Raw genomic sequence first — 18,823 nt, 5'->3', positions numbered from 1 at the left:
GAAATTCCGTCAATGAAATCACTTTCTGCGAACCAACTAGACGCTTTTCAAGAATTCATCAACATTGGAGTGGGACGCGCGGCTAGCATTCTCAACGATATGTTAGAGTCCCGTATTTCGTTAAAAATTCCAGTGATTGAAGTGTTTGACACCGCTCAGTTGCAGCAGAAGCTAGAGAAACGCTTTAACGGGGGCAGTTTCTCCACGGTTCGACTAGGGTTTTCGGGGCAGTTTAGCGGCACTGCCGAACTCTTATTTCCGACCGAAAGCGCGGCGACCTTAATCTGTGTCTTAACGGGTGAATCTCCTGATTCTCCCGATCTTGATAGCGTCAAGATCGGCACGCTCAGCGAGGTGGGTAATATCGTGATCAACGGTGTGATGGGATCGATCAGCAATTTGCTCGGTCAACACTTAAATTATGCGATCCCCATCTACTTAGAAGACACCATCCAAAATCTTTTTTTATCTAGCCGAAACGGTCTGAATCAAACGATTTTTATACTGGCTCAGACTCGATTTGAGATCGAGGAACTTGAGATCATCGGCGACATTATATTAATCTTTGAGGTGAGTTCCTTTGATGCGCTGATTAAAGCGATCGATCAAGAACTGGGGATGCCCTTATGACTTCTTCTATAGACGAGCTACAGGACGCTCAAACTCAATTTGCACTGCTTGATCAGATTCCGCTAGGAAACTGTGTACTGCGCGCAGATTACACAGTGCTATTTTGGAATGGATGTCTGGAGGAATGGACAAAAATCCCCAGACAAGACATCTTAGGTCGCTCGATCGCTGAGTTTTTTCCGCATTTCGATCAGCCAAATTACGTCCGTCGATTTCAGCAACTCTTTCAAGGTGGAGCGCCCACAGTCTTCTCGTCGCAGTTTCACAAGCATCTAGTTCCGGCTCCCTTACCACAAGGCGGAAATCGTATTCAACACACGACGATCACCGCAACTCCAGCGCTACAAGGAGATGCCTTTTACGCACTGCTTTCAATTCAAGATGTCACCGAGCTGACGGTTCAAGCTCAAAGCTATCGTCAGATGCGCGACCAAGCGATCGCCGAATCTCAACAACGCCGCCTCGCCCAAGAACACGCCGAAGCGACAAACCGCATCAAAGATGAATTCCTCGCCGTAGTCTCTCATGAGCTTCGCACCCCACTCAATCCAATTTTGGGCTGGGCAAAGCTTTTACGCAGCGGCAAAGTCAACCCGGCAACTGTGGATAATGCTCTTGCTACGATCGAGCGTAATGCCCAACTGCAAGCCCAACTGATCGACGATTTGCTAGATGTTTCTCGTATTCTCCGAGGCAAACTCCATCTGGATTGGCAGCCGATTAATCTGTCCTTCATCGTTCATGCCGCTTTAGAAACCATTCATCTCGCCGCAGAAGCTAAATCCCTCACCATTCAAGTGCATATCGAAGAACCGATCTCTGCCGTCAAAGGCGATCCGACTCGCCTTCAGCAGGTTGTCTGGAATTTACTGTCGAATGCGGTCAAATTTACGCCCGCCAATGGACGTATCGAACTCTATCTTGATGACACAGACCGAGAGGTACAACTGCGGGTCAGCGATACGGGCAGCGGCATCTCGGCTGACTTTTTACCCTATGTCTTTGACTCCTTCCGCCAAGCGGATAGCACCACCACTCGCTCGATCGGTGGACTCGGACTCGGACTCGCAATTACTCGTAACCTAGTCGAACTTCACGGGGGCACGATCACCGCTACTAGTCTCGGCGAAAACCAAGGCTCTACCTTTACGCTCAAGCTACCCATTGTTAAGGAATCCCGTTCTGAAGCCGTGTTCATGCCCGCTGCTAAGGTGGATATTGAAACCCTTACTTTGGATGGCGTTCATGTGTTAGTCGTCGATGATGATACCGATACCCGCACATTGCTTACGTTTTTGCTGCAAGGCTATGGTGCAGAAGTCACGCTTGCCGCTTCCGCCATCGACGCACTCGCCTTACTCACAGACATCCAGCCCGATCTGCTCCTGAGTGATTTAGGGATGCCTGATGTGGATGGCTATGGACTCATCCAACAAGTTAGAGCGCTGCCTCGATTTAAGCACCTGCCTGCGATCGCTCTCACCGCTTATGCCGCAGAAACGACTCAGCAAAAAGTTTTTGCTGCTGGATTTCAACAACATATCCCTAAACCTGCTGATCCAGCTAGTTTAGTCGCCGCGATCGCTCGTCAAGTCTCCAACCCCACGGTAGTGCGTTTTATTGTGGGATCTGACTTTTCCCGTTAAGTCTCTTTTGCAAGCTGCCAGCTCCCTAGCTATCTAATTGGTGTTGTTTACAGGTAAGCTGAAAAAATACCTAACAGCATAATACTCTAGGACTAGCCCTTTCAAGGTGGTGAAATTGGGAACAAAGATTGGTTATTTCAACCTTTAAAAAGCCCAAAATCTGAGCGGAGGATTCGAGATGGTAGCACTGAAACAACGCATCTTTATTGCTCTTTTTGAAAGGGCTAGTCCTATAGTATGTAATTAATTCTGTCCAGGTACTTACTGAATGTGGAAAAATCCTGCACAGAAATGGCTCCCCCATGCCCAATGCCCCATGCCCCATCCCCAATTCAAATTATCCCCAGTTTGGCTAAGCGCTCGATGGTTGTTTGCTGCGTTTGGATGAAATGTTTGCGGTCTACTTCTCCCTTCAGCATAGTATTAGCAGGGTAAAAGTGTGACTGGTTGTAACTTTGTGCGTATAGCTCAAAGCGCTGGCGTGAAAGTAAATTATTTAACCCAGTTCGGCGGCGATCGCGGCGTAAAGCAGCTAGGTCAATCTCTGCAAAAGCTGCCATACTCTATTTCCGCCCCACGCATTACTAAACATCGTGCTACTTCTGGATATAAAATTTCTTCTGATGCCAAAGCTGCTAGATTCCCTATTTCAGTTTTGGCAACGGGGAAAACTCCCTCTAAACCATAGCAATCGAGATACTTATCCCAGACATCATGTGGCGTGGGAGCAAATAAAGAATTGAGCCGCCGATACCGCAACACAATTGAGCCAGATGGGTCAATGATAAAATTGGTTTGGAAATATAATCCCACAAAGTTGGGATCGAGTTCGTAGGCGTTACCAGCTAAAAATATCTGATGTTTTTGGGCAATTTTACCAAGTGCCTCGTACTCCGCACCAGCCATTTCCAAACAGGCTTTTTCTGCCCACGCCGTTAGAGACTCACCCATCGGAAAACCTGTGAGGAAATATTCTGGTAATACAATTAAACGACAATCAGAGCCAATAAAGGCAATACTGGCAGCAATTTGTGGCGCTAAGCGATGGATAGAGTTTTGGATAAGCGATCGCGCTTCAGTGCGATCGCGTGCTTGATTGACTGCATGACACGTAACTTGGAGCGCCAAAGCACGAAATGAGTCAAGATTATCGGTGTTATCTGCCATGCTGTATCCAAATCTCGTCATTAATTCATAGGATACCTGAACAGCAAGATTCCCGACTTCTTAAATAAGTCGGGAATCTTAAAAGACCCCTTGACGTACGATAGATATAGACAGGATGTAGTTTAAATTGCTATCTACCGTTTTGATCGAAATGACTGAGCAACGTAATCCTGACTCGCCGTCAGATGATTCTCAGCAATTGAGTGAATCGAACGACAGTCACATCAAGTCAAGCCAAGCGCTGTCTCCTGATACTGTGACAACCAAGTCTGGTAATGATTCTTGGACAAACCGCATTACTGATGTCTGGAACAAGGCAACAGATCGCTTGACGCAACTTTTACCTGTAGAACAATTGGCACATACTGTTGTTGAATGGTTTAGCGTTAGCGAAGCTCAAGTTGCAGCAATTTTAGAGAAAGTTCGAGCCGAACTACCGACTACAGAAGTTCTTTTAATTGGTAAACCCCAAGCTGGGAAAAGTTCGATTGTGAGGGGACTGACGGGAGTTTCTGCCGAGATTATAGGTCAGGGATTTCGTCCTCACACACAAAATACCCAGCGCTACGCTTATCCTTCCAGTGACCTGCCTTTACTGATTTTTACGGATACGGTAGGACTGGGAGATGTAAATCAGAATACTCAAGCAATCATTCAAGAGTTGATTGGCGATTTACAACAGGAAAGCAGCCGCGCCAGAATTCTGATTTTAACTGTCAAAATTAATGATTTTGCAACGGACACACTGCGACAAATTGCTCAGCAGCTACGTCAGCAGTATCCAGATATTCCCTGTCTACTGGCAGTTACCTGCTTGCACGAAGTTTATCCCCCCAATACTGCTGATCATCCTGCCTATCCGCCAGATTATGAGGAAGTCAACCGCGCATTTGCCGCAATGCAGCAAACTTTTGCAAAACTGTGCGTTGGCGTTGGCGTTGGCGTTGGCGAAGCCTCTCGTAGAGAAGCCTCTCGTAGAGAAGCCTCTCGTAGAGAAGCCTCCCCGAAGGGGATTCGCTTTGTAATGATTGACTTCACCTTAGAAGAAGACGGCTACACTCCCGTATTTTATGGCTTAGAAGCCCTGAGAGATGCTTTAGCAGAACTGCTTCCAGAAGCAGAAGCTAAGGCAATGTATCAGTTATTGGATCAGGAGGAAGTTGGTGAGCAAATTGGCAATCTTTACCGGGATGCGGGACGCCGTTACATTTTGCCGTTTGCAATTATGTCTGCTACCCTCGCGGCTGTACCACTACCATTTGCCACAATGCCAGTTTTGACTGCGTTGCAAGTATCAATGGTGGGTCTATTAGGGAAATTATATGGGCAAACGCTGACCCCATCTCAGGCTGGGGGTATTGTCAGTGCCATCGCAGGCGGTTTCTTAGCACAGGCGATCGCACGGGAGTTAATCAAATTCGTGCCTGGTTTCGGCAGTGCGATCGCCGCTTCTTGGGCAGCTGCTTATACTTGGTCGCTAGGTGAAGCAGCCTGCGTTTACTTCGGTGATTTAATGGGAGGAAAAAAACCCGATCCCCAGAAAATTCAGTCCGTAATGCAAGAAGCGTTTAAGACCGCACAAGAACATTTCAAAGGAATTAAACATTGAAAACAGGACAGTAATTTTGCCTGCGTGAACTTGGCGGGGTAAAGGGAAAGGGTGTTGCAAAAACTTATTTATGAGAAATATCATGTATTAATCATAACTAGTTAAGTGGCAGTTGTTGAATTAACACAAAAGCCAGTGCTGCACTACCTAAAGGAACTGTTAAATTATCAACGCCTAGAAACGAAAAAGCCTCTAAACCAGTAGAAATCAATGCCACCACAAGTGATACCACCCAAGTTTGCCAGTTGTTTCCTTGTGTGCCAAGTAAAATCAAACTACTGACTAGAAAACTAACTAGCGTCATAGTTAAAGAGCCTTCCCAACTTTTTTCCCTACCAAAAACTTTATACTTATGTGTACCAAAGCGTTGTCCAATCAACGCTGCTAGTCCATCTCCCCAGGACATCACCAAAATTCCTAGTGCTGCGTACTGCGGTTGGTGCAAGTGCCAAAACCAAGCAACTAAAACGCCAAAACTGACAGAATAAAAAAACGTCCCAAAACTTTGGCGGCCGACGCTATTAATGCCAGGAAGGATGGGAAATCGATAGGACAATAAGGTGATGACACTCGCTAGAATTGATGCTGTAATCCCAACAATTGCAGGAATATCTAGCCACCAGGCGAGCAAAATTACGTTACCAGTGCCAATATGAACTATCTTTCGCACAATTTCTGGATCGCGATTGGGAAAACGATTTACCCACCATGCAATTAGGAGGATGAGTAACACCCAAACTGCAACGATCGCAATTTGCAGCGATAAAAGCGGAATTGAAGTAAATCCAGCAAATGTAATCAACAAAGATGCAACAAAATAGAACTTATTACTGTTGTTACTAATTTATAAGATTTGGGTGACGCAATGAAACTATTATTGATTTGGCTGATTCGGGGCTACCGAATGTTTATTTCGCCGCTGTATCTTCCGACTTGTCGCTTTCAACCAACTTGTTCGATGTATGCCATCCAAGCAATTGAACGATTTGGCGTATGGCGTGGTAGCTGGATGGCAATTGGGCGGATTTTGCGCTGTCATCCCTTTCATCCAGGTGGTTACGACCCAGTTCCGGAGGTGGTTGTGGGGGTAGTGGAGGAGGGCAGTGGGAGAGAGGGAGAAGGGGAATAGAGGAGTCTTTGAGAAGTCTACACTTACTCGTCAGAGAAGTGTAGGTACGTCTTGTACTTATTCTAGCCCTTGCAAACAAAAACTCTCCTTCAAACCATTCATCCAAGAGCGATCTATTAGATGATCGTGTTGCAACCGACCTACCACAATCCCAGGATGAATACTGATACGGTGTGCAAAATCAGCAACATCATTTTTAGATTTCAGTTGTGTTAACCCTTCTGCATACTCAGGTGGTATTAAAAAATACCGCGCCCATTCATCAGCTTCCCGCTCTGGCTCAGATTCTAAACTTTCTCCACTATTCCATTCATCCAGAAAAATATTTTCTTTATCATGTAGTAGGATATGTGCAGCTTCATGGAAGAAATTAAACCAGAAGCGGTCATTGGTTTTCCCGTAAAGCGAAAGTTGAATTAGTGCCTTATGGGGATTTAACCACCGCGCTACACCACTGACGTGTGCTTTGGTAATTGATGGTACTAAAACCAGCACAACCCCAGATTTTCGGCATAAATGTTGCATCTGTGGTTCAAATTCCTCTGGTGGTAACACCGTCAACGTGCGAATTTCCCGCACCGCTTTTTCAAATTTAGGTTTACTGTACTTAGGACAGTCCAGTTTTTCTGCTTCTATTTCACCCAACCGCAACCATGCAGAAATAGCACCAATATCACTTTGTTCTTCGCGGGTGCGACGAAAGGCAACTTCCATACCTACATAATAATTCTGCCAATCTTCCGGCGAAGCAACACCGAAAAATTGCAGTAACTTTTTTACCAAACCAGGTTTGTTCTTGTCAATTAAACGGCATTTGGGAATTATACCTTGGTTCATTAAGTCTTTTACTGGTAACATATCTAACCAAGATATCCATCCCTTTAAGCGGTTTGCCTCTTCCTTCCTGGCTAAAGCCGCACGATACTGGGCTTCACGATTGAGCCAAAACGCGGTTGTACTCCCCAGAACCCGTTCTAGCTTCAAGGCTGTTTCTTCATGAATCGGTGCTTTGCCATTGATCAGCAAACTGATATGTTTTGTTGTATAACCTAAACGCTCTGCTAACTGTACTTGTGTCCAATCACGCTCTTCTAACAAATCAGCAATGGTATCACCGGGGGGAGATACCCAATCAGGAGTAAAGGGACGGGTTGTCTCAATCATGGTAATCTCCGATGAAAACAATACAAACAGCATTGACACTCCCCGGCATAAACGCACGGGGATTTTTGAATCTAAGACATAACTTGCTCAATCAGGCTTTCGCCAAAAAGAGTAGAGGTTTCATCTCCCCAAGCGTTGCCTACATCTAGTGCAGAGGTTCCGATATGCCCTACCGTACCCAATCCCCGACTAAGGATTATTCTAGCTGCGTTTTCATCTCTATCCAAAACACATCCACACGAACATACATGGGTTCTAGTGGATAGTGTTTTCTTGACAATGACACCGCAGCTAGAGCATTCTTGACTAGTGTATTGCGGATTAACCGCAACTGTGACCCGTTTAAATACCTTGCCAAAGTATTCAACCCAGACATGAAACTGATACCAAGATGCGTCATTTATAGACTTGGCTAAACAATGATTTTGTGCGCTAAACGCGCCCCGCTTCGCTAACACCATATTTTTGATCCTCAAATCTTCATAGGCGATCAAGTCGTTAGACTGAACTACGCACCGTGCAAGCTTCACTGCATGGTCTTTACGTTGCCTACTTATTTTGAGGTGGCGTTTTCCTAAAATCTGCCTAGCTTTGCTTCTGTTATTTGAACCTTTTACTTTTTTGGAAACTCGACGTTGAGAACGTTTGAGAACTTTTTCACCAATACGAAGAAACTTGGGATTCTCTACCATCAACCCGTCAGAGTCGGTATAGTACTCCTTTAATCCGACATCTAACCCGACTGTATTGCCCGTAGGTTCTATGTCTTCAGAACGGTTTACATCAATGCACAATTGAACGTACACACCGTCTGAACGCTTTACCAATCTTACCCGTTTTATTTGGTTAATTTGATAGAAGTGCAAGTCACGAGTACCTTTGAGCTTTAATCGTCCTATACCTTTTTTGTCAGAGAAAGTTATAGATTTGCGGTCGTCTGCAAGTTTCCAACCCGTTGTTTTATATTCAACAGAACGACTATCTTTTAACACCAGCAAGATCCGCCAATCGGGCTGTCAATTTCTTGGCACACTTTGCACCCAATTTTTTTTGCGCTAGTTTTTCTTGCTCGCATAGGTTTTGCAATTTGCTGTCATCGAAAGTAATTTCCATGCCCTAGTAGCCTAATATAAGTTTACTATTTTGGTAAACAAATTGGTTATATTCCAAAGGAGATCTCATATCAATTTATGTAATACTTTACCGTTTCGGTAAATAAATTCCTTATATTGCATAACTGAATCATAACTAATCAGCCGTACACGATATTACAAAACGGTAACAGCAAAGCAAATGAGACTTTATCACCAAATCCCTATTTATGAATGTGGTGAATCCCTAGTGGAGATTCCTTTAAAATTTTTTGCGGTGGAATCTCCTCATCCTTATGAAAAACTGGGTGCGCCTTATGGAAAAAATTCTCCCTATTATCTTCGTCAAAGCGTTGTTGACAATTTAATTCAAGCGCAAAACTATCTTCATCGCTTGCACAGCAATTGGCGCATCCAGATCTTTGACGCCTATCGCCCGATCGCTGTGCAGCAGTTTATGGTAGATTACAGCTTCGCAGCAGCGTTGCAACAAAGAGGGCTGACTGAGGTTGAGTTATCACCACATCAACGCCAAGAGATTTGGAAAGTAGTTTATGAAATTTGGGCTGTACCAAGTTTGGATGAAAAAACTCCTCCTCCTCACAGTACAGGTGCAGCAGTAGATGTGACGTTAGTAGATGATGCAGGGCAAATAGTAAATATGGGTTCGCCAATTGATGAAATGTCAGAGCGATCGCATCCCGATTACTATGCCAACAATGACCATCCAGAAGCACAACAATATCATGCTTCCCGTCAGTTATTGCGCGATGTAATGTTAAAGGCGCAATTTCAACGCAATCCCAGAGAATGGTGGCATTTTTCCTTTGGTGATCAAATGTGGGCTTGGCTAAATAATCAATCCCACCCGGCTAATCTAGTTACAGCACGTTATGGGCGTCTTGTATAGAGTGGGGTAGGTACTGCTAGACTAAAATATATCCCTTTTGCTTTTCTCGACTGAGCCATGTCTACGGTAATTACCCAATCCCTGACTCTGGAGGAGTTTCTCAAGCTACCAGAAACAAAGCCTGTAAGCGTTTACATTAATGGTGAGATTATCACCAAGCCAATGCCAAAAGGGAAGCACAGCCGATTACAGTTAAGGCTGTGCAATAGTATCAATGATGTTGCCGAAAGCCTGCATATTGCTTATGCCTTTCCAGAACTGCGCTGTAGTTTTGGTATCCGCTCAATAGTACCTGATATAGCGGTTTTCAACTGGTCGCGTATTCCCTTTGCTGTTGATGGGGAAGCACCCAACGATTTTCTGCTTCCTCCAGACTGGACAATTGAAATTCTTTCTCCCGAACAAAGTTCAAATCGAGTTACAGGCAATATTCTCTATTGCTTAGATCATGGTTGCCAATTAGGTTGGTTGATAGATCCAGAAGATCGTTCCATTTTGGTTTTCCGTCCAAATCAACAACCAGAACTTTTACAGGGTGATGAGCGTTTGCCAGTGTTAACCGGGATAAACTTGGAGTTAACTGTAGCGACTGTGTTTGGTTGGCTAAAAATGAGCAGTTAGAGAAATAGCTAAAACAAGTTCTCCATGTTCCCTATTCCCCGTTCCCTGTTCCCTTTTACGCAATGCTATTTAATTTAAGCTGTCGCATCTTTAATTTTCCCGAATATTATCGTTGCAATAAGGGTTATACACCATAAAAAGTGCAAGTTATAAGCACGATAGCTTATAACATCTGGCGTAGACTGCGAGAGTGGGCATTAAAGCTGTAGCCCTTATTCTACATAGCTTAGAGCTTTTCTTAGTGCCATTCACCCTTGACCCTTGACCCTTGACCTTTGACCTTTGACTCCTATGTCCTCTAAATATCTTGAGGATTGAGACTAGCCATCTGCCAAGTGGTATAAGTACCAATGGGACTCCACAACAAATAAGGAATTAGTAACAGTGCAGCCCATCCAGAAATAGTCAAGACTGCAAGTATTAACAAAACACTGATGATAAATCCTGTGCCACCAATAATTGTCCCCACTTTTAGACTGCGAAGCCGAAACATTACAGGCGTATAGGCAATAGTCACCATTTCTAGAAGCAGGTATAAACCCATCATTAACCAAGTTGTGGTGCTTCCTGGGTCGTTTTCCCAGACAATATAAGCTGACCAAGCACCACAAATAAAAATTACAGTCCAAATAATTGGAATCGCTCCCTCAAAAGTTAGCCATCTGGGCCGTTGTAAGCGCTTGAACCATTGGCGATCGCCTGGTGTAATAAAGTTAGCCACTAGAGCAACTAAAAAAGCCACGCCCCCAATTACCATCCAAGATTTAATCATGCCCCTTATCCTTCGCTATCGCTGCTTATCGCTTAAATATCATGCTTTATTGTGCAATTTTGTCAATTTAGTTGCTGATTGCTTATCATCCCTGAGTTTGAGAAGTTTCTATTATTTAGAAGTATTTCAGAAGTCAGTCGCTACGCTTCCATTACAAATTAAAAATTAAAAATGTTGAAATTTTATTCCCCAAGATTTTGAGGTGATTATGTCTGCGGGTAGGGATATAAAGTTAATCGTGTAAATATTGTTAGAGATTGGGAGATATGCCAATTAGGCTTAATGGAATTTAAAGATGCAAACCGAATCAGAAGGGCGATCGCTAGCACCAGAAACTCGCTCAATTGGAAATACTGTACGTTTTACAGGCTGGCTTACCTTTTGGGTACAATTGGGACTTGCAGCGGTTTCTGCCTTAGCTTTGTTATTTGCTTATACTGGGCGTGGTTTTACTCAGCAGCCAAATGCCGGTCTTGGGGTTGGCATATTTTGGGCTGTATGCGGAGTTGTAGTGTTGTTATTCAGTATGTATTGGGATTTTCGTTACACCCGTATAGGCAAAAGTCTAGAAAATCCTAACCCAGCTCTGCATCCTAGTAAGGCGGATACTGTCGGAGTCATTCGCCTGGGAGTATTTTTAGGTTTGGTGGGGATATTATTAACCATCTTGGGTGCGGGAGCAACTGTGGCTGTACTAGTGGCAAAATCTATATCCCAACCTCCAGGAGTGGCAATTACTGACCCTTACAAGATTATTCGAGCACTTGATGTTTTTGTAGTGTTGGCCAATATCAATGGGATTGCTGCTCACTTTGTGGGTACTGTTACTTCGCTGTGGTTGCTGGAGCGAGTGCATCAACACTAGATTAGGACTTACGCAAGAACTCTCTGAAACTCTTATTCCTCCGTATCGCGCCAGTTGCTTCTCCTGTGGTCGCCGCTGCGCGAATGCGTCTACGATTTTCCGTTACCTGTGCGTAAGTCCTGCTTATAATTAATCCAAGCTAAATTCTGGAAGCTCTAGTTGAGCAAACATCATATTTCGATCCACTGCTGACAAAACTTTATTGTTAGCACGATCAGAATTTAAACACCGACAAACCAACTGTGCGACATCTGCACGATTAATAGTGCCAACAATGCGTGGATCTTCACTTAAAATGCCATTACCGGTTGCTGGATCAGATTTTAGTCCGCCAGGACGAATGATTGTGTAGGTTAGTCCACTAGCAATTAAATGTTGTTCAGCTTTGTCTTTCTCGGCTAAAACAGGGCCCAATGTTTGCAAAACTTGGGGAGGCACAGCAACGGCACTATTACCAGTGCCAATAGAAGACACAAGAATAAACTTCTTGATTCCAGCTTTAACAGCCGCATCGATCAGATTTTTATTCCCAGAGTAATCTGGTCTTTCAACATCTGTAGGCAAGCCACCAAGTGTACTGATAACTGCGTGGATAGGTTCATCTGTTAGTATTGCACGTTCTACATCACTAACATTCAAGGCATCTCCCAGAACTACCTGCACACCTATTGCTTCAAGTTCAGCAGCAGTGGCTTCTTTTCTCAGTAATGCTTTTACCTTTAGTGATTGTGCTGTTAAATAATTGGCAATTTCTCTACCAACACCGCGACTTGCTCCAGCCAGAAAAATGTAAGATGCAGTTGTCATATTGATTTTGGATTTGGAATTTTTGGGTATTTATTTAGACAATAATCGTGAACTACTCCTTTTGCGACCGTGACGCATATCCGCATCTTCAGGCGATCGCACCCTTAAATCATCAAAGTACATAAAATAATGAAATTTGGCTAAAATCTTTATAAGAAAAGCTGAAGAGATAAGTTTTATGACTCACAATCCAGGTGGAATTTCACAATCTAATACTGGTTCAATGGGTGGCGGTCAACAAGCTGTGATAGGTAATAATAACTCACAGAAAATGACAAGTCAAGCAGATGCACCTGCTGGTCAACAATTAACCCAGCAACAAGTCATCCAGATGCTTGCAGAGATTGAAGACATGATTCGTAGTGCAAAACTACCACCAGATACCCAAAAAGAAGCGATCGCGTATCTTAGTGCAGCAAAAAAGGCAACTGAAAAAGCAGAACCAAAAAAACAACTAGTTGCAACCAACTTAGAAGGCGTGGCTGAAACCTTAAATGATGTCAGTCAAAACGAAGGTGAAGGCAAAACTCTTTGGGAAAAAGTAAAGCCTATCTTGTTGAAAGTGACTGACTGGTTGGGTCAAGCAATAGCAGGTTCTCTTTTGGGCATCCTGTTAAAGTAAATGGCTGTCTAGGTTTATATGTCTCCATGCACTACAACACCTAATAATATAGGTATGGCTAAAAACTTGTTTGGATTCTACTAGTAAGGCAAGCCAATGAACCAGCCGCCTCCCGACTCTGATTCCAATGAACCATCAACACCTAATTCAGGTATTCGGCAATCGAGTGAAACGTCAAAATTAGATGGTGGGCAGCAGGGTATTCAGGGAAACGATAATACCCAGATTCAAATAATTAAAAAATTGTCTGACAACATCATTGTGGTTAACCTTGTGGTTAACTTTTTTTCTGGGAATATGTTGCCTTGGAGGCAGGAAAGTGCTGTAAGTGGGGATAAGCAAGAGGAGCGCGATCGCAAAAATTTTCTCGACAAGGTAAAGAATAGCTGGATTGATGACGTATTGAAGAAATCCTTGCAAGATGAGGTACTAATTGAACTGGGACTACAACAAAGACCTGACGCTGTGGATACCCCTGCGAACTGGACTTGGGAAACCCCTGAACAAGTCCGGCAAACCCTGCCATCAGGTACGAGAGTAATTGACAAATTTGAGAGTTTGGGTTTTGATTGTAGCCTCCTGATTTTAGGAGATCCGGGATCAGGCAAAACTATAACTCTGCTGCAACTTGCCCGTGAATTGATTGAGCCTGCTAAAGAAGATGTCAGACTACCGATGCCAGTAGTATTAAACTTATCTTCTTGGAAAAGGCAAAGGCAAACTCTTAACAAATGGCTAATTGAAGAACTGAACAATGAATACGATGTTCCCAGAGAAATTGGCGAACGCTGGATAAGCAAGGATAAACTACTGCTATTGCTGGATGGGTTAGATGAGATAAGGGAAGATATCCGAATTGACTGCGTTGAGGCATTAAATCGATTTAGGAAGAAACACAAACACACAAATATAGTAGTGTGTAGCCGGATAAGGGAATATGAAGATCTCAATCGCCGTTTACGCTTCTCTGCTGCCATACGCTTGCTACCACTGACACAAGAAGACATTCATAATTATCTTGATAATCTTGATAGTCAGAAGTTGGCAACAGTTCGCGAAGCCTTGAGAAAGAATACTGATCTACGAAAGTTAGCTGAATCGCCGCTATGGCTGAATATCATCATCCTAGTTTACAAGTCATTGCCTGATGTAACACTTGCGCCCAAGGAAACAACATTATCCCCAAATCCGATTACTGTCGGTTTTAACTTCTTAAAAGGTTTGATAAATCTTTTCCCTCAGAGGAGTAGTGATGAGCTGACTCCAGAACCGCGACAAGCATTGGCTAACCAACAAGAACTACGCCAACGCCTGTTTAATGCTTATATTGAACGGATGTTCCTCAGACGTAGAACTAAAAAAAATGATACGGAGCATGAAAAAGAGAAAGCAAAAGCAAAACATTGGTTAATTTGGTTAGCGAAAAGAATGGAAGAGAACTCTCAAACAGTCTTTTCAATCGAGGATATGCAGCCAAGCTGGTTCCAAACAGATTATCAACGGAGAATATACCATTTTGCAGTCATGCTAATTGTGCGCTCACTGTCTGGGTTGTCTGGTGGGCTAATTGCTAGTTTATTCAATTATAGTCCTCAACCAATAAATTCTTCACTTCTTTACATGTGCATGGGAGCAGTAGCTGGATTGATATCTGGAGTTATAACTGAGCTATTCACACAATTCAATTTTGGAGTGATAAATAAATGGAAACATCGTATATACGTTATAGATTTTAGTAGCATATTCGGTAGAAGATTTAGAAAAATATCTGATATATTTACACGACACAATTCAGAAGTGGTATCTCAGCTATTGACAGACTTGAGTTCAGAAGTAGAAGCTTTAAACTTAAAACTAAGCTTTGGTTTAATATTAATATTTGAACTGTTTATATGTATAGCAAGCCTGTATTTAACAAGTTCCCTATTTTCAGAAACCACAATAACCCCTATTCTAGAAACTCCACTTTTTTTATTCATTGTTTTGTTCATAAGCTCGCGTACAGATATTGAAAATATAAAGCCAACAGATAGTAGAGTTCTGTCATTCTCAGAAGCAAAAAATAAGTTTATAATTGGAATGGTCTGCGGAATGTTTTCTGGTATTATATTACTAATTATTGGAATGATAATTACGTTTATTACTAATCAAAGTTTTACAATAAACAATGTTTGGTTTAATAATTTTTTAGATCAAACTGCCAAATTGCTTTATACTGAAAGATTCAATCTAAAAAATATTATTAAAATCTTCTTTGGTTTACAAATGTTAGGTTTGTTTGTTGGGTTATGGGTCGGTTTGGTGTTAGGAGTAGAAAAAAAAGATTTTGTAGAGAAAGATAAGAAAATTCCTAACGAAGGAATTTGGAACTCAGTAATAAATTCTCTCAATTTAATAACGATTGGTGGATTGATTGGTGCGTTTATTAGTGTGGTGGTATGGATTTTGGCTCATATATATCCAGACATAATTTGGTGGGTTCATTATGGAAATGATCCTTTTGCTGATGGAGTAGTTTTTGCACTAGTAGTTGGCTCCATAATTGGGTTACTTAATGGTCTAGTTGGTGGGGACAATTCAGGTTTGGTCTGCATTAAACATTTTGTTTTGCGTGTTATTCTTCACAGGAGTGACAATATTCCTTGGAACTACGCTCGTTTTCTCGATTATGCAACTGAACGTATTCTTTTGCGAAAAGTCAATGGTAGCTACATTTTTATCCACAGACTGATACTAGAGCATTTTGCCCTAATGCCTGACGCTGATCAGTCAGCAAGTGAGTGAAACTGTGATTTTACTTGTTTTATTTCTTTGTCTTTCTCTAATTGGACTGACTACCTACTTAGTTTTTTTACGACGTGCGATCGCTGATATGCAACTAAGTCCATCAAAGGACGTAATACTTATAGATGCTCTTAATTTTAGATTACCAACAGTTTCAGTGATTATTCCTGCTTATAACGAAGCAGATAATATTCAAGAATGTGTCATGTCTGTTTTAAACAGTACTGACTTGTCAGATGATAACCTTGAAGTCTGGGTAGTAGACGATCAATCAACTGATGAAACTCTAACAATATTGAAACGACTTCAGCAAAATCTTAGTGACTTACGGTTGAAAATTGTATCTGGACTACCTCGACCAGAAAAACAAGTTTGGACAGGGAAAAACTGGGCTTGCGCTCAGGCTGCTGAACGCTCTTGTGGAGAATACTTACTCTTTATTGATGCTGATGTCCGATTGAAACTAGGGGCAATTGAAACCGTTATTTATAAAGCAGAAATAGAAAAGACTGACTTCCTGAACTGTATACCAGCACTCGTTTGTGATTCTCTCGCAGAGTGGTTAGTACAGCCATTAATATTCATCAATATGCTGATTGCTTTTAACTCTACGGTTGTAAAAAACCCTAATACAAAGACAGCGTTTGCAGCAGGGCCTTTCATGCTGTTTCGGCGTTCAGCTTATAATCAAGTAGGAGGACATTGTGCAGTAGCCAGTAAGGTTGCTGAAGATGTTGCTCTAGCACGACTTATAAAACACAGTGGTTTAAAATTGCAATATGTACTAGGGGCAGATTTAGCTACATTACGAATGTATCGCTCTTGGGCAGCACTCTGGGAAGGTTGGACTAAAGTTTTGTACTCAGGTGCTCAACGGAATTTTTGGATAATGTTGTATTTAGCTGTGGTGATGTTAAGCATTTACTCAATTCCCTGGCTAGGATTAGTAATTTTGCTTGGTAAAAGTCTTTTGATTGGATGCGGAACATTTGACTTGTTTGCAATTTGTCTAGCTTTGAGCGCAATTCTCCTTCAGTACAATTTGCGAACCCTAGCTTCCCAGGCATTGTACAGTTCTCCAAAGTACTGGTGGCTACATTGGTTGGGAGGTTTATTGGTTGCTTTCATTGCTATTGTTTCGGTTATTAAGACTGAAACTGGCTGGGGTTGGACTTGGCGAGGTAGATCACTCAAATAAAAGTAAATTCCAACGGCATCTCGCCAAGTTGATAGAAACGACACGTTAAAACAAGAAGTAACGCTGGGCCATGGGTAAATAAGCAGCAGGTTCACAAGTTAACAATTCCCCATCGGCTCTGACTTCGTAGGTTTCTGGATTAACTTCAATGTGTGGTGTAGCATCGTTGTGTTTCAAATCTTTCTTCCTCACGTCACGGGTATGGGAAACAGCTTCAGTTCGAGTGGTTAAGCCCAGCTGTTCAGGTATACCTTTATTCAAAGCTTCTTGAGAAACAAAGGTAATGGAAGTAGCACCAATTGCGCCACCAAAAGCGCCAAACATCGGACGCATATAAACGGGTTCGGGGGTAGGAATACTGGCATTAGGGTCGCCCATTTGTGCCCAAACAATCATTCCTCCTTTAACGACAAGCTCTGGTTTCACACCAAAAAAGGCAGGTTTCCACAGACACAAATCAGCTAATTTTCCTTCTTCAACGGAACCGACATAATTAGCAATTCCATGAGCGATCGCAGGATTAATAGTGTATTTGGCAATATAGCGCTTGGCTCTAAAGTTATCATTATTTGGGACAATCTTCTCAGGAGATAACGGCCCTCTTTGGACTTTCATCTTATGAGCAGTTTGCCAAGTCCGCAGAATGACTTCCCCTACCCTTCCCATTGCTTGGGAATCGGAAGACATGATGCTAATTACGCCCAAATCATGCAAAATATCTTCAGCTGCGATCGTTTGTGGGCGAATTCTTGAGTCGGCAAATTTGACATCTTCCTCAATATTGGGATCGAGGTGATGGCACACCATTAACATATCTCTGTGTTCGGCTAGGGTATTAATGGTGTAGGGACGAGTGGGATTCGTAGAAGCAGGTAAAACATAGTCGTATTGACAGACTTTCAGAATATCAGGCGCATGACCGCCACCTGCACCTTCGGTGTGGAAAGTGTGAATCACACGTTCTTCAAAAGCCTCAATTGTCTTTTCCACAAATCCTGCTTCGTTTAGCGTGTCGGTGTGAATGGCAACTTGTACGTCATATTCATCAGCAACGCTAAGACAGGTACGAATAGCCTCTGGCGTAGTTCCCCAGTCTTCATGCAGCTTCAAACCTATGACTCCAGCAGCAACTTGTTGGACTAAACCATCACGTAAACTGCTATTACCTTTGCCCAAGAAACCGATGTTTATAGGAAAAGCATCAGCCGCTTGTAACATGCGGTGAATGTGCCAAGGGCCAGGGGTGCAAGTGGTGGCGGTAGTACCAGCCGCCGGGCCTGTACCACCACCAATCATAGTTGTAGTCCCAGAAGCGATCGCGGTTTCGATTTGTTGGGGACAAATAAAGTGAATGTGGGTGTCAATCGCTCCTGCTGTGACGATTCGACCTTCTCCGGCTATAACCTCCGTGCCTGGGCCGATAATAATATCAACGTTGTCTTGAATATTAGGATTGCCTGCTTTCCCAATTTTGAAAATTTTCCCGCTTTTAATGCCAATATCGGCTTTAACGATGCCCCACCAGTCAAGAATCAAGGCGTTGGTGATTACCGTATCTACGGCATAATTGCCGTCACCATTAATGATGGGAGATTGTCCCATACCATCTCGGATCACCTTACCCCCGCCGAACTTAACCTCTTCACCGTAAGTGGTGCGGTCTTCTTCTACTTCAATAAACAATTCTGTATCAGCGAGGCGGACGCGATCGCCAACAGTCGGGCCAAACATAGCCGCATAGTCTCGTCGTTTCATTCGATAGCTCATGTTTTTATTTAGGGGATGGGGAATGGGGCATGGGGCATGGG

General features: G+C 43.0%; 16 protein-coding genes and 2 pseudogenes. 10 read left to right on the top strand and 8 right to left on the bottom strand.

All coding sequences use genetic code 11. From position 1 onward, the window contains the following. Window positions 1-12: 12 nt before the first annotated feature. Both IQ246_RS14205 and IQ246_RS14200 read left to right on the top strand, forming a co-directional pair. Window positions 13-630, top strand: coding sequence for a chemotaxis protein CheC (locus tag IQ246_RS14205; protein ID WP_194004006.1), 618 nt, complete (start codon window positions 13-15; stop codon window positions 628-630). Continuing rightward, a complete protein-coding gene (locus tag IQ246_RS14200) occupies window positions 627-2,276 on the top strand; it encodes a PAS domain-containing sensor histidine kinase (RefSeq protein WP_208492162.1) in 1,650 nt (549 codons plus the stop codon). Before IQ246_RS14205 ends, IQ246_RS14200 begins: the two co-directional genes overlap by 4 nt. 332 nt (window positions 2,277-2,608) lie before the next feature. On the opposite strand, the pseudogene IQ246_RS14195 reads toward IQ246_RS14200, so the two are convergent. Next, a pseudogene (locus tag IQ246_RS14195) lies at window positions 2,609-3,443 on the bottom strand (nitrilase-related carbon-nitrogen hydrolase). Between the two features lie 151 nt (window positions 3,444-3,594). Between IQ246_RS14195 and IQ246_RS14190 the strand changes: the two are divergent. Further along, window positions 3,595-5,052, top strand: a complete 1,458-nt coding sequence (locus tag IQ246_RS14190) for a GTPase family protein (RefSeq protein ID WP_194004005.1) — start codon at window positions 3,595-3,597, stop codon at window positions 5,050-5,052. Between the two features lie 97 nt (window positions 5,053-5,149). On the opposite strand, the gene IQ246_RS14185 is transcribed toward IQ246_RS14190, so the two are convergent. Continuing rightward, entirely contained in the window at window positions 5,150-5,857 is a 708-nt protein-coding gene (locus IQ246_RS14185) for a diacylglycerol/polyprenol kinase family protein (RefSeq protein WP_194004004.1), read from the bottom strand. Window positions 5,858-5,917: 60 nt separating this feature from the next. Between IQ246_RS14185 and yidD the strand changes: the two genes are divergently transcribed. After that, a complete protein-coding gene (yidD, locus tag IQ246_RS14180; protein WP_194004003.1) occupies window positions 5,918-6,181 on the top strand; it encodes a membrane protein insertion efficiency factor YidD in 264 nt (87 codons plus the stop codon). Window positions 6,182-6,238: 57 nt separating this feature from the next. Here yidD and IQ246_RS14175 read toward each other — a convergent pair whose 3' ends face one another. The 3 genes and pseudogenes from IQ246_RS14175 to IQ246_RS30895 form a co-directional block, all read right to left on the bottom strand. Beyond that, window positions 6,239-7,345: a helix-turn-helix domain-containing protein gene (locus IQ246_RS14175; RefSeq protein WP_194004002.1), complete on the bottom strand. Its 1,107-nt coding sequence runs from the start codon at window positions 7,343-7,345 to the stop codon at window positions 6,239-6,241. A gap of 71 nt (window positions 7,346-7,416) precedes the next feature. Next, window positions 7,417-8,331, bottom strand: a pseudogene (locus IQ246_RS14170) (RNA-guided endonuclease InsQ/TnpB family protein); the annotation flags it as partial. Continuing rightward, window positions 8,324-8,458 (bottom strand): hypothetical protein, encoded by a 135-nt coding sequence (locus IQ246_RS30895; protein WP_255515556.1) that lies wholly within the window; start codon window positions 8,456-8,458, stop codon window positions 8,324-8,326. The gene IQ246_RS30895 and the pseudogene IQ246_RS14170, both read right to left, overlap by 8 nt. Window positions 8,459-8,638: 180 nt before the next feature. Here IQ246_RS30895 and IQ246_RS14165 point away from each other — a divergent pair, with 180 nt between their 5' ends. Together IQ246_RS14165 and IQ246_RS14160 are read left to right on the top strand one after the other, a co-directional pair. After that, complete coding sequence (locus IQ246_RS14165) at window positions 8,639-9,346, top strand: M15 family metallopeptidase (RefSeq protein WP_194004001.1); 708 nt, start codon at window positions 8,639-8,641, stop codon at window positions 9,344-9,346. 57 nt (window positions 9,347-9,403) lie between these two features. After that, window positions 9,404-9,967 carry a Uma2 family endonuclease gene (locus tag IQ246_RS14160; RefSeq protein ID WP_194004000.1) on the top strand — a complete coding sequence of 188 codons (564 nt, stop codon included), beginning with the start codon at window positions 9,404-9,406 and terminating at the stop codon, window positions 9,965-9,967. Window positions 9,968-10,265: 298 nt separating this feature from the next. Here the strand turns inward: IQ246_RS14160 and IQ246_RS14155 are convergent, their stop codons facing one another. Further along, on the bottom strand, window positions 10,266-10,739 hold the full coding sequence (locus tag IQ246_RS14155) for a TspO/MBR family protein (protein WP_194003999.1): 474 nt from the start codon (window positions 10,737-10,739) through the stop codon (window positions 10,266-10,268). A 295-nt stretch (window positions 10,740-11,034) separates the two neighbouring features. Here IQ246_RS14155 and IQ246_RS14150 point away from each other — a divergent pair, with 295 nt between their 5' ends. After that, window positions 11,035-11,604, top strand: a complete 570-nt coding sequence (locus IQ246_RS14150; RefSeq protein ID WP_194003998.1) for a DUF3611 family protein — start codon at window positions 11,035-11,037, stop codon at window positions 11,602-11,604. A gap of 129 nt (window positions 11,605-11,733) precedes the next feature. On the opposite strand, the gene IQ246_RS14145 is transcribed toward IQ246_RS14150, so the two are convergent. After that, entirely contained in the window at window positions 11,734-12,411 is a 678-nt protein-coding gene (locus tag IQ246_RS14145) for an SDR family oxidoreductase (protein WP_194003997.1), read from the bottom strand. Between the two features lie 178 nt (window positions 12,412-12,589). Between IQ246_RS14145 and IQ246_RS14140 the strand changes: the two genes are divergently transcribed. From IQ246_RS14140 to IQ246_RS14130, 3 genes are all read left to right on the top strand, one after another. Further along, window positions 12,590-13,033 (top strand): hypothetical protein, encoded by a 444-nt coding sequence (locus IQ246_RS14140; protein ID WP_194003996.1) that lies wholly within the window; start codon window positions 12,590-12,592, stop codon window positions 13,031-13,033. A 96-nt stretch (window positions 13,034-13,129) separates the two neighbouring features. Next, window positions 13,130-15,817, top strand: a complete 2,688-nt coding sequence (locus tag IQ246_RS14135; RefSeq protein ID WP_194003995.1) for an NACHT domain-containing NTPase — start codon at window positions 13,130-13,132, stop codon at window positions 15,815-15,817. Further along, a complete protein-coding gene (locus tag IQ246_RS14130; RefSeq protein ID WP_370588500.1) occupies window positions 15,810-17,015 on the top strand; it encodes a glycosyltransferase family 2 protein in 1,206 nt (401 codons plus the stop codon). Before IQ246_RS14135 ends, IQ246_RS14130 begins: the two co-directional genes overlap by 8 nt. A 45-nt stretch (window positions 17,016-17,060) precedes the next feature. On the opposite strand, the gene ureC is transcribed toward IQ246_RS14130, so the two are convergent. Then, window positions 17,061-18,770 (bottom strand): urease subunit alpha, encoded by a 1,710-nt coding sequence (gene ureC, locus IQ246_RS14125; RefSeq protein WP_304952582.1) that lies wholly within the window; start codon window positions 18,768-18,770, stop codon window positions 17,061-17,063. Window positions 18,771-18,823 lie beyond the last annotated feature (53 nt).

This window comes from aff. Roholtiella sp. LEGE 12411 (assembly GCF_015206995.1).
Lineage (GTDB): Bacteria > Cyanobacteriota > Cyanobacteriia > Cyanobacteriales > Nostocaceae > Komarekiella.
The sequence above is the reverse complement of the archived record's forward strand: the minus strand, read 5'-3'. Positions and strand labels throughout refer to the sequence as shown.

Coding starts and splice junctions, on each gene's coding strand:
- IQ246_RS30895 (WP_255515556.1), bottom strand. CDS start 8,458: ATGGAAATTACTTTCGATGACAGCAAATTGCAAAACCTATGCGAGCAA.
- IQ246_RS14160 (WP_194004000.1), top strand. CDS start 9,404: ATGTCTACGGTAATTACCCAATCCCTGACTCTGGAGGAGTTTCTCAAG.
- yidD (WP_194004003.1), top strand. CDS start 5,918: ATGAAACTATTATTGATTTGGCTGATTCGGGGCTACCGAATGTTTATT.
- IQ246_RS14200 (WP_208492162.1), top strand. CDS start 627: ATGACTTCTTCTATAGACGAGCTACAGGACGCTCAAACTCAATTTGCA.
- IQ246_RS14145 (WP_194003997.1), bottom strand. CDS start 12,411: ATGACAACTGCATCTTACATTTTTCTGGCTGGAGCAAGTCGCGGTGTT.
- IQ246_RS14155 (WP_194003999.1), bottom strand. CDS start 10,739: ATGATTAAATCTTGGATGGTAATTGGGGGCGTGGCTTTTTTAGTTGCT.
- IQ246_RS14175 (WP_194004002.1), bottom strand. CDS start 7,345: ATGATTGAGACAACCCGTCCCTTTACTCCTGATTGGGTATCTCCCCCC.
- IQ246_RS14205 (WP_194004006.1), top strand. CDS start 13: ATGAAATCACTTTCTGCGAACCAACTAGACGCTTTTCAAGAATTCATC.
- IQ246_RS14150 (WP_194003998.1), top strand. CDS start 11,035: ATGCAAACCGAATCAGAAGGGCGATCGCTAGCACCAGAAACTCGCTCA.
- IQ246_RS14190 (WP_194004005.1), top strand. CDS start 3,595: ATGACTGAGCAACGTAATCCTGACTCGCCGTCAGATGATTCTCAGCAA.
- ureC (WP_304952582.1), bottom strand. CDS start 18,770: ATGAAACGACGAGACTATGCGGCTATGTTTGGCCCGACTGTTGGCGAT.
- IQ246_RS14140 (WP_194003996.1), top strand. CDS start 12,590: ATGACTCACAATCCAGGTGGAATTTCACAATCTAATACTGGTTCAATG.
- IQ246_RS14165 (WP_194004001.1), top strand. CDS start 8,639: ATGAGACTTTATCACCAAATCCCTATTTATGAATGTGGTGAATCCCTA.
- IQ246_RS14135 (WP_194003995.1), top strand. CDS start 13,130: ATGAACCAGCCGCCTCCCGACTCTGATTCCAATGAACCATCAACACCT.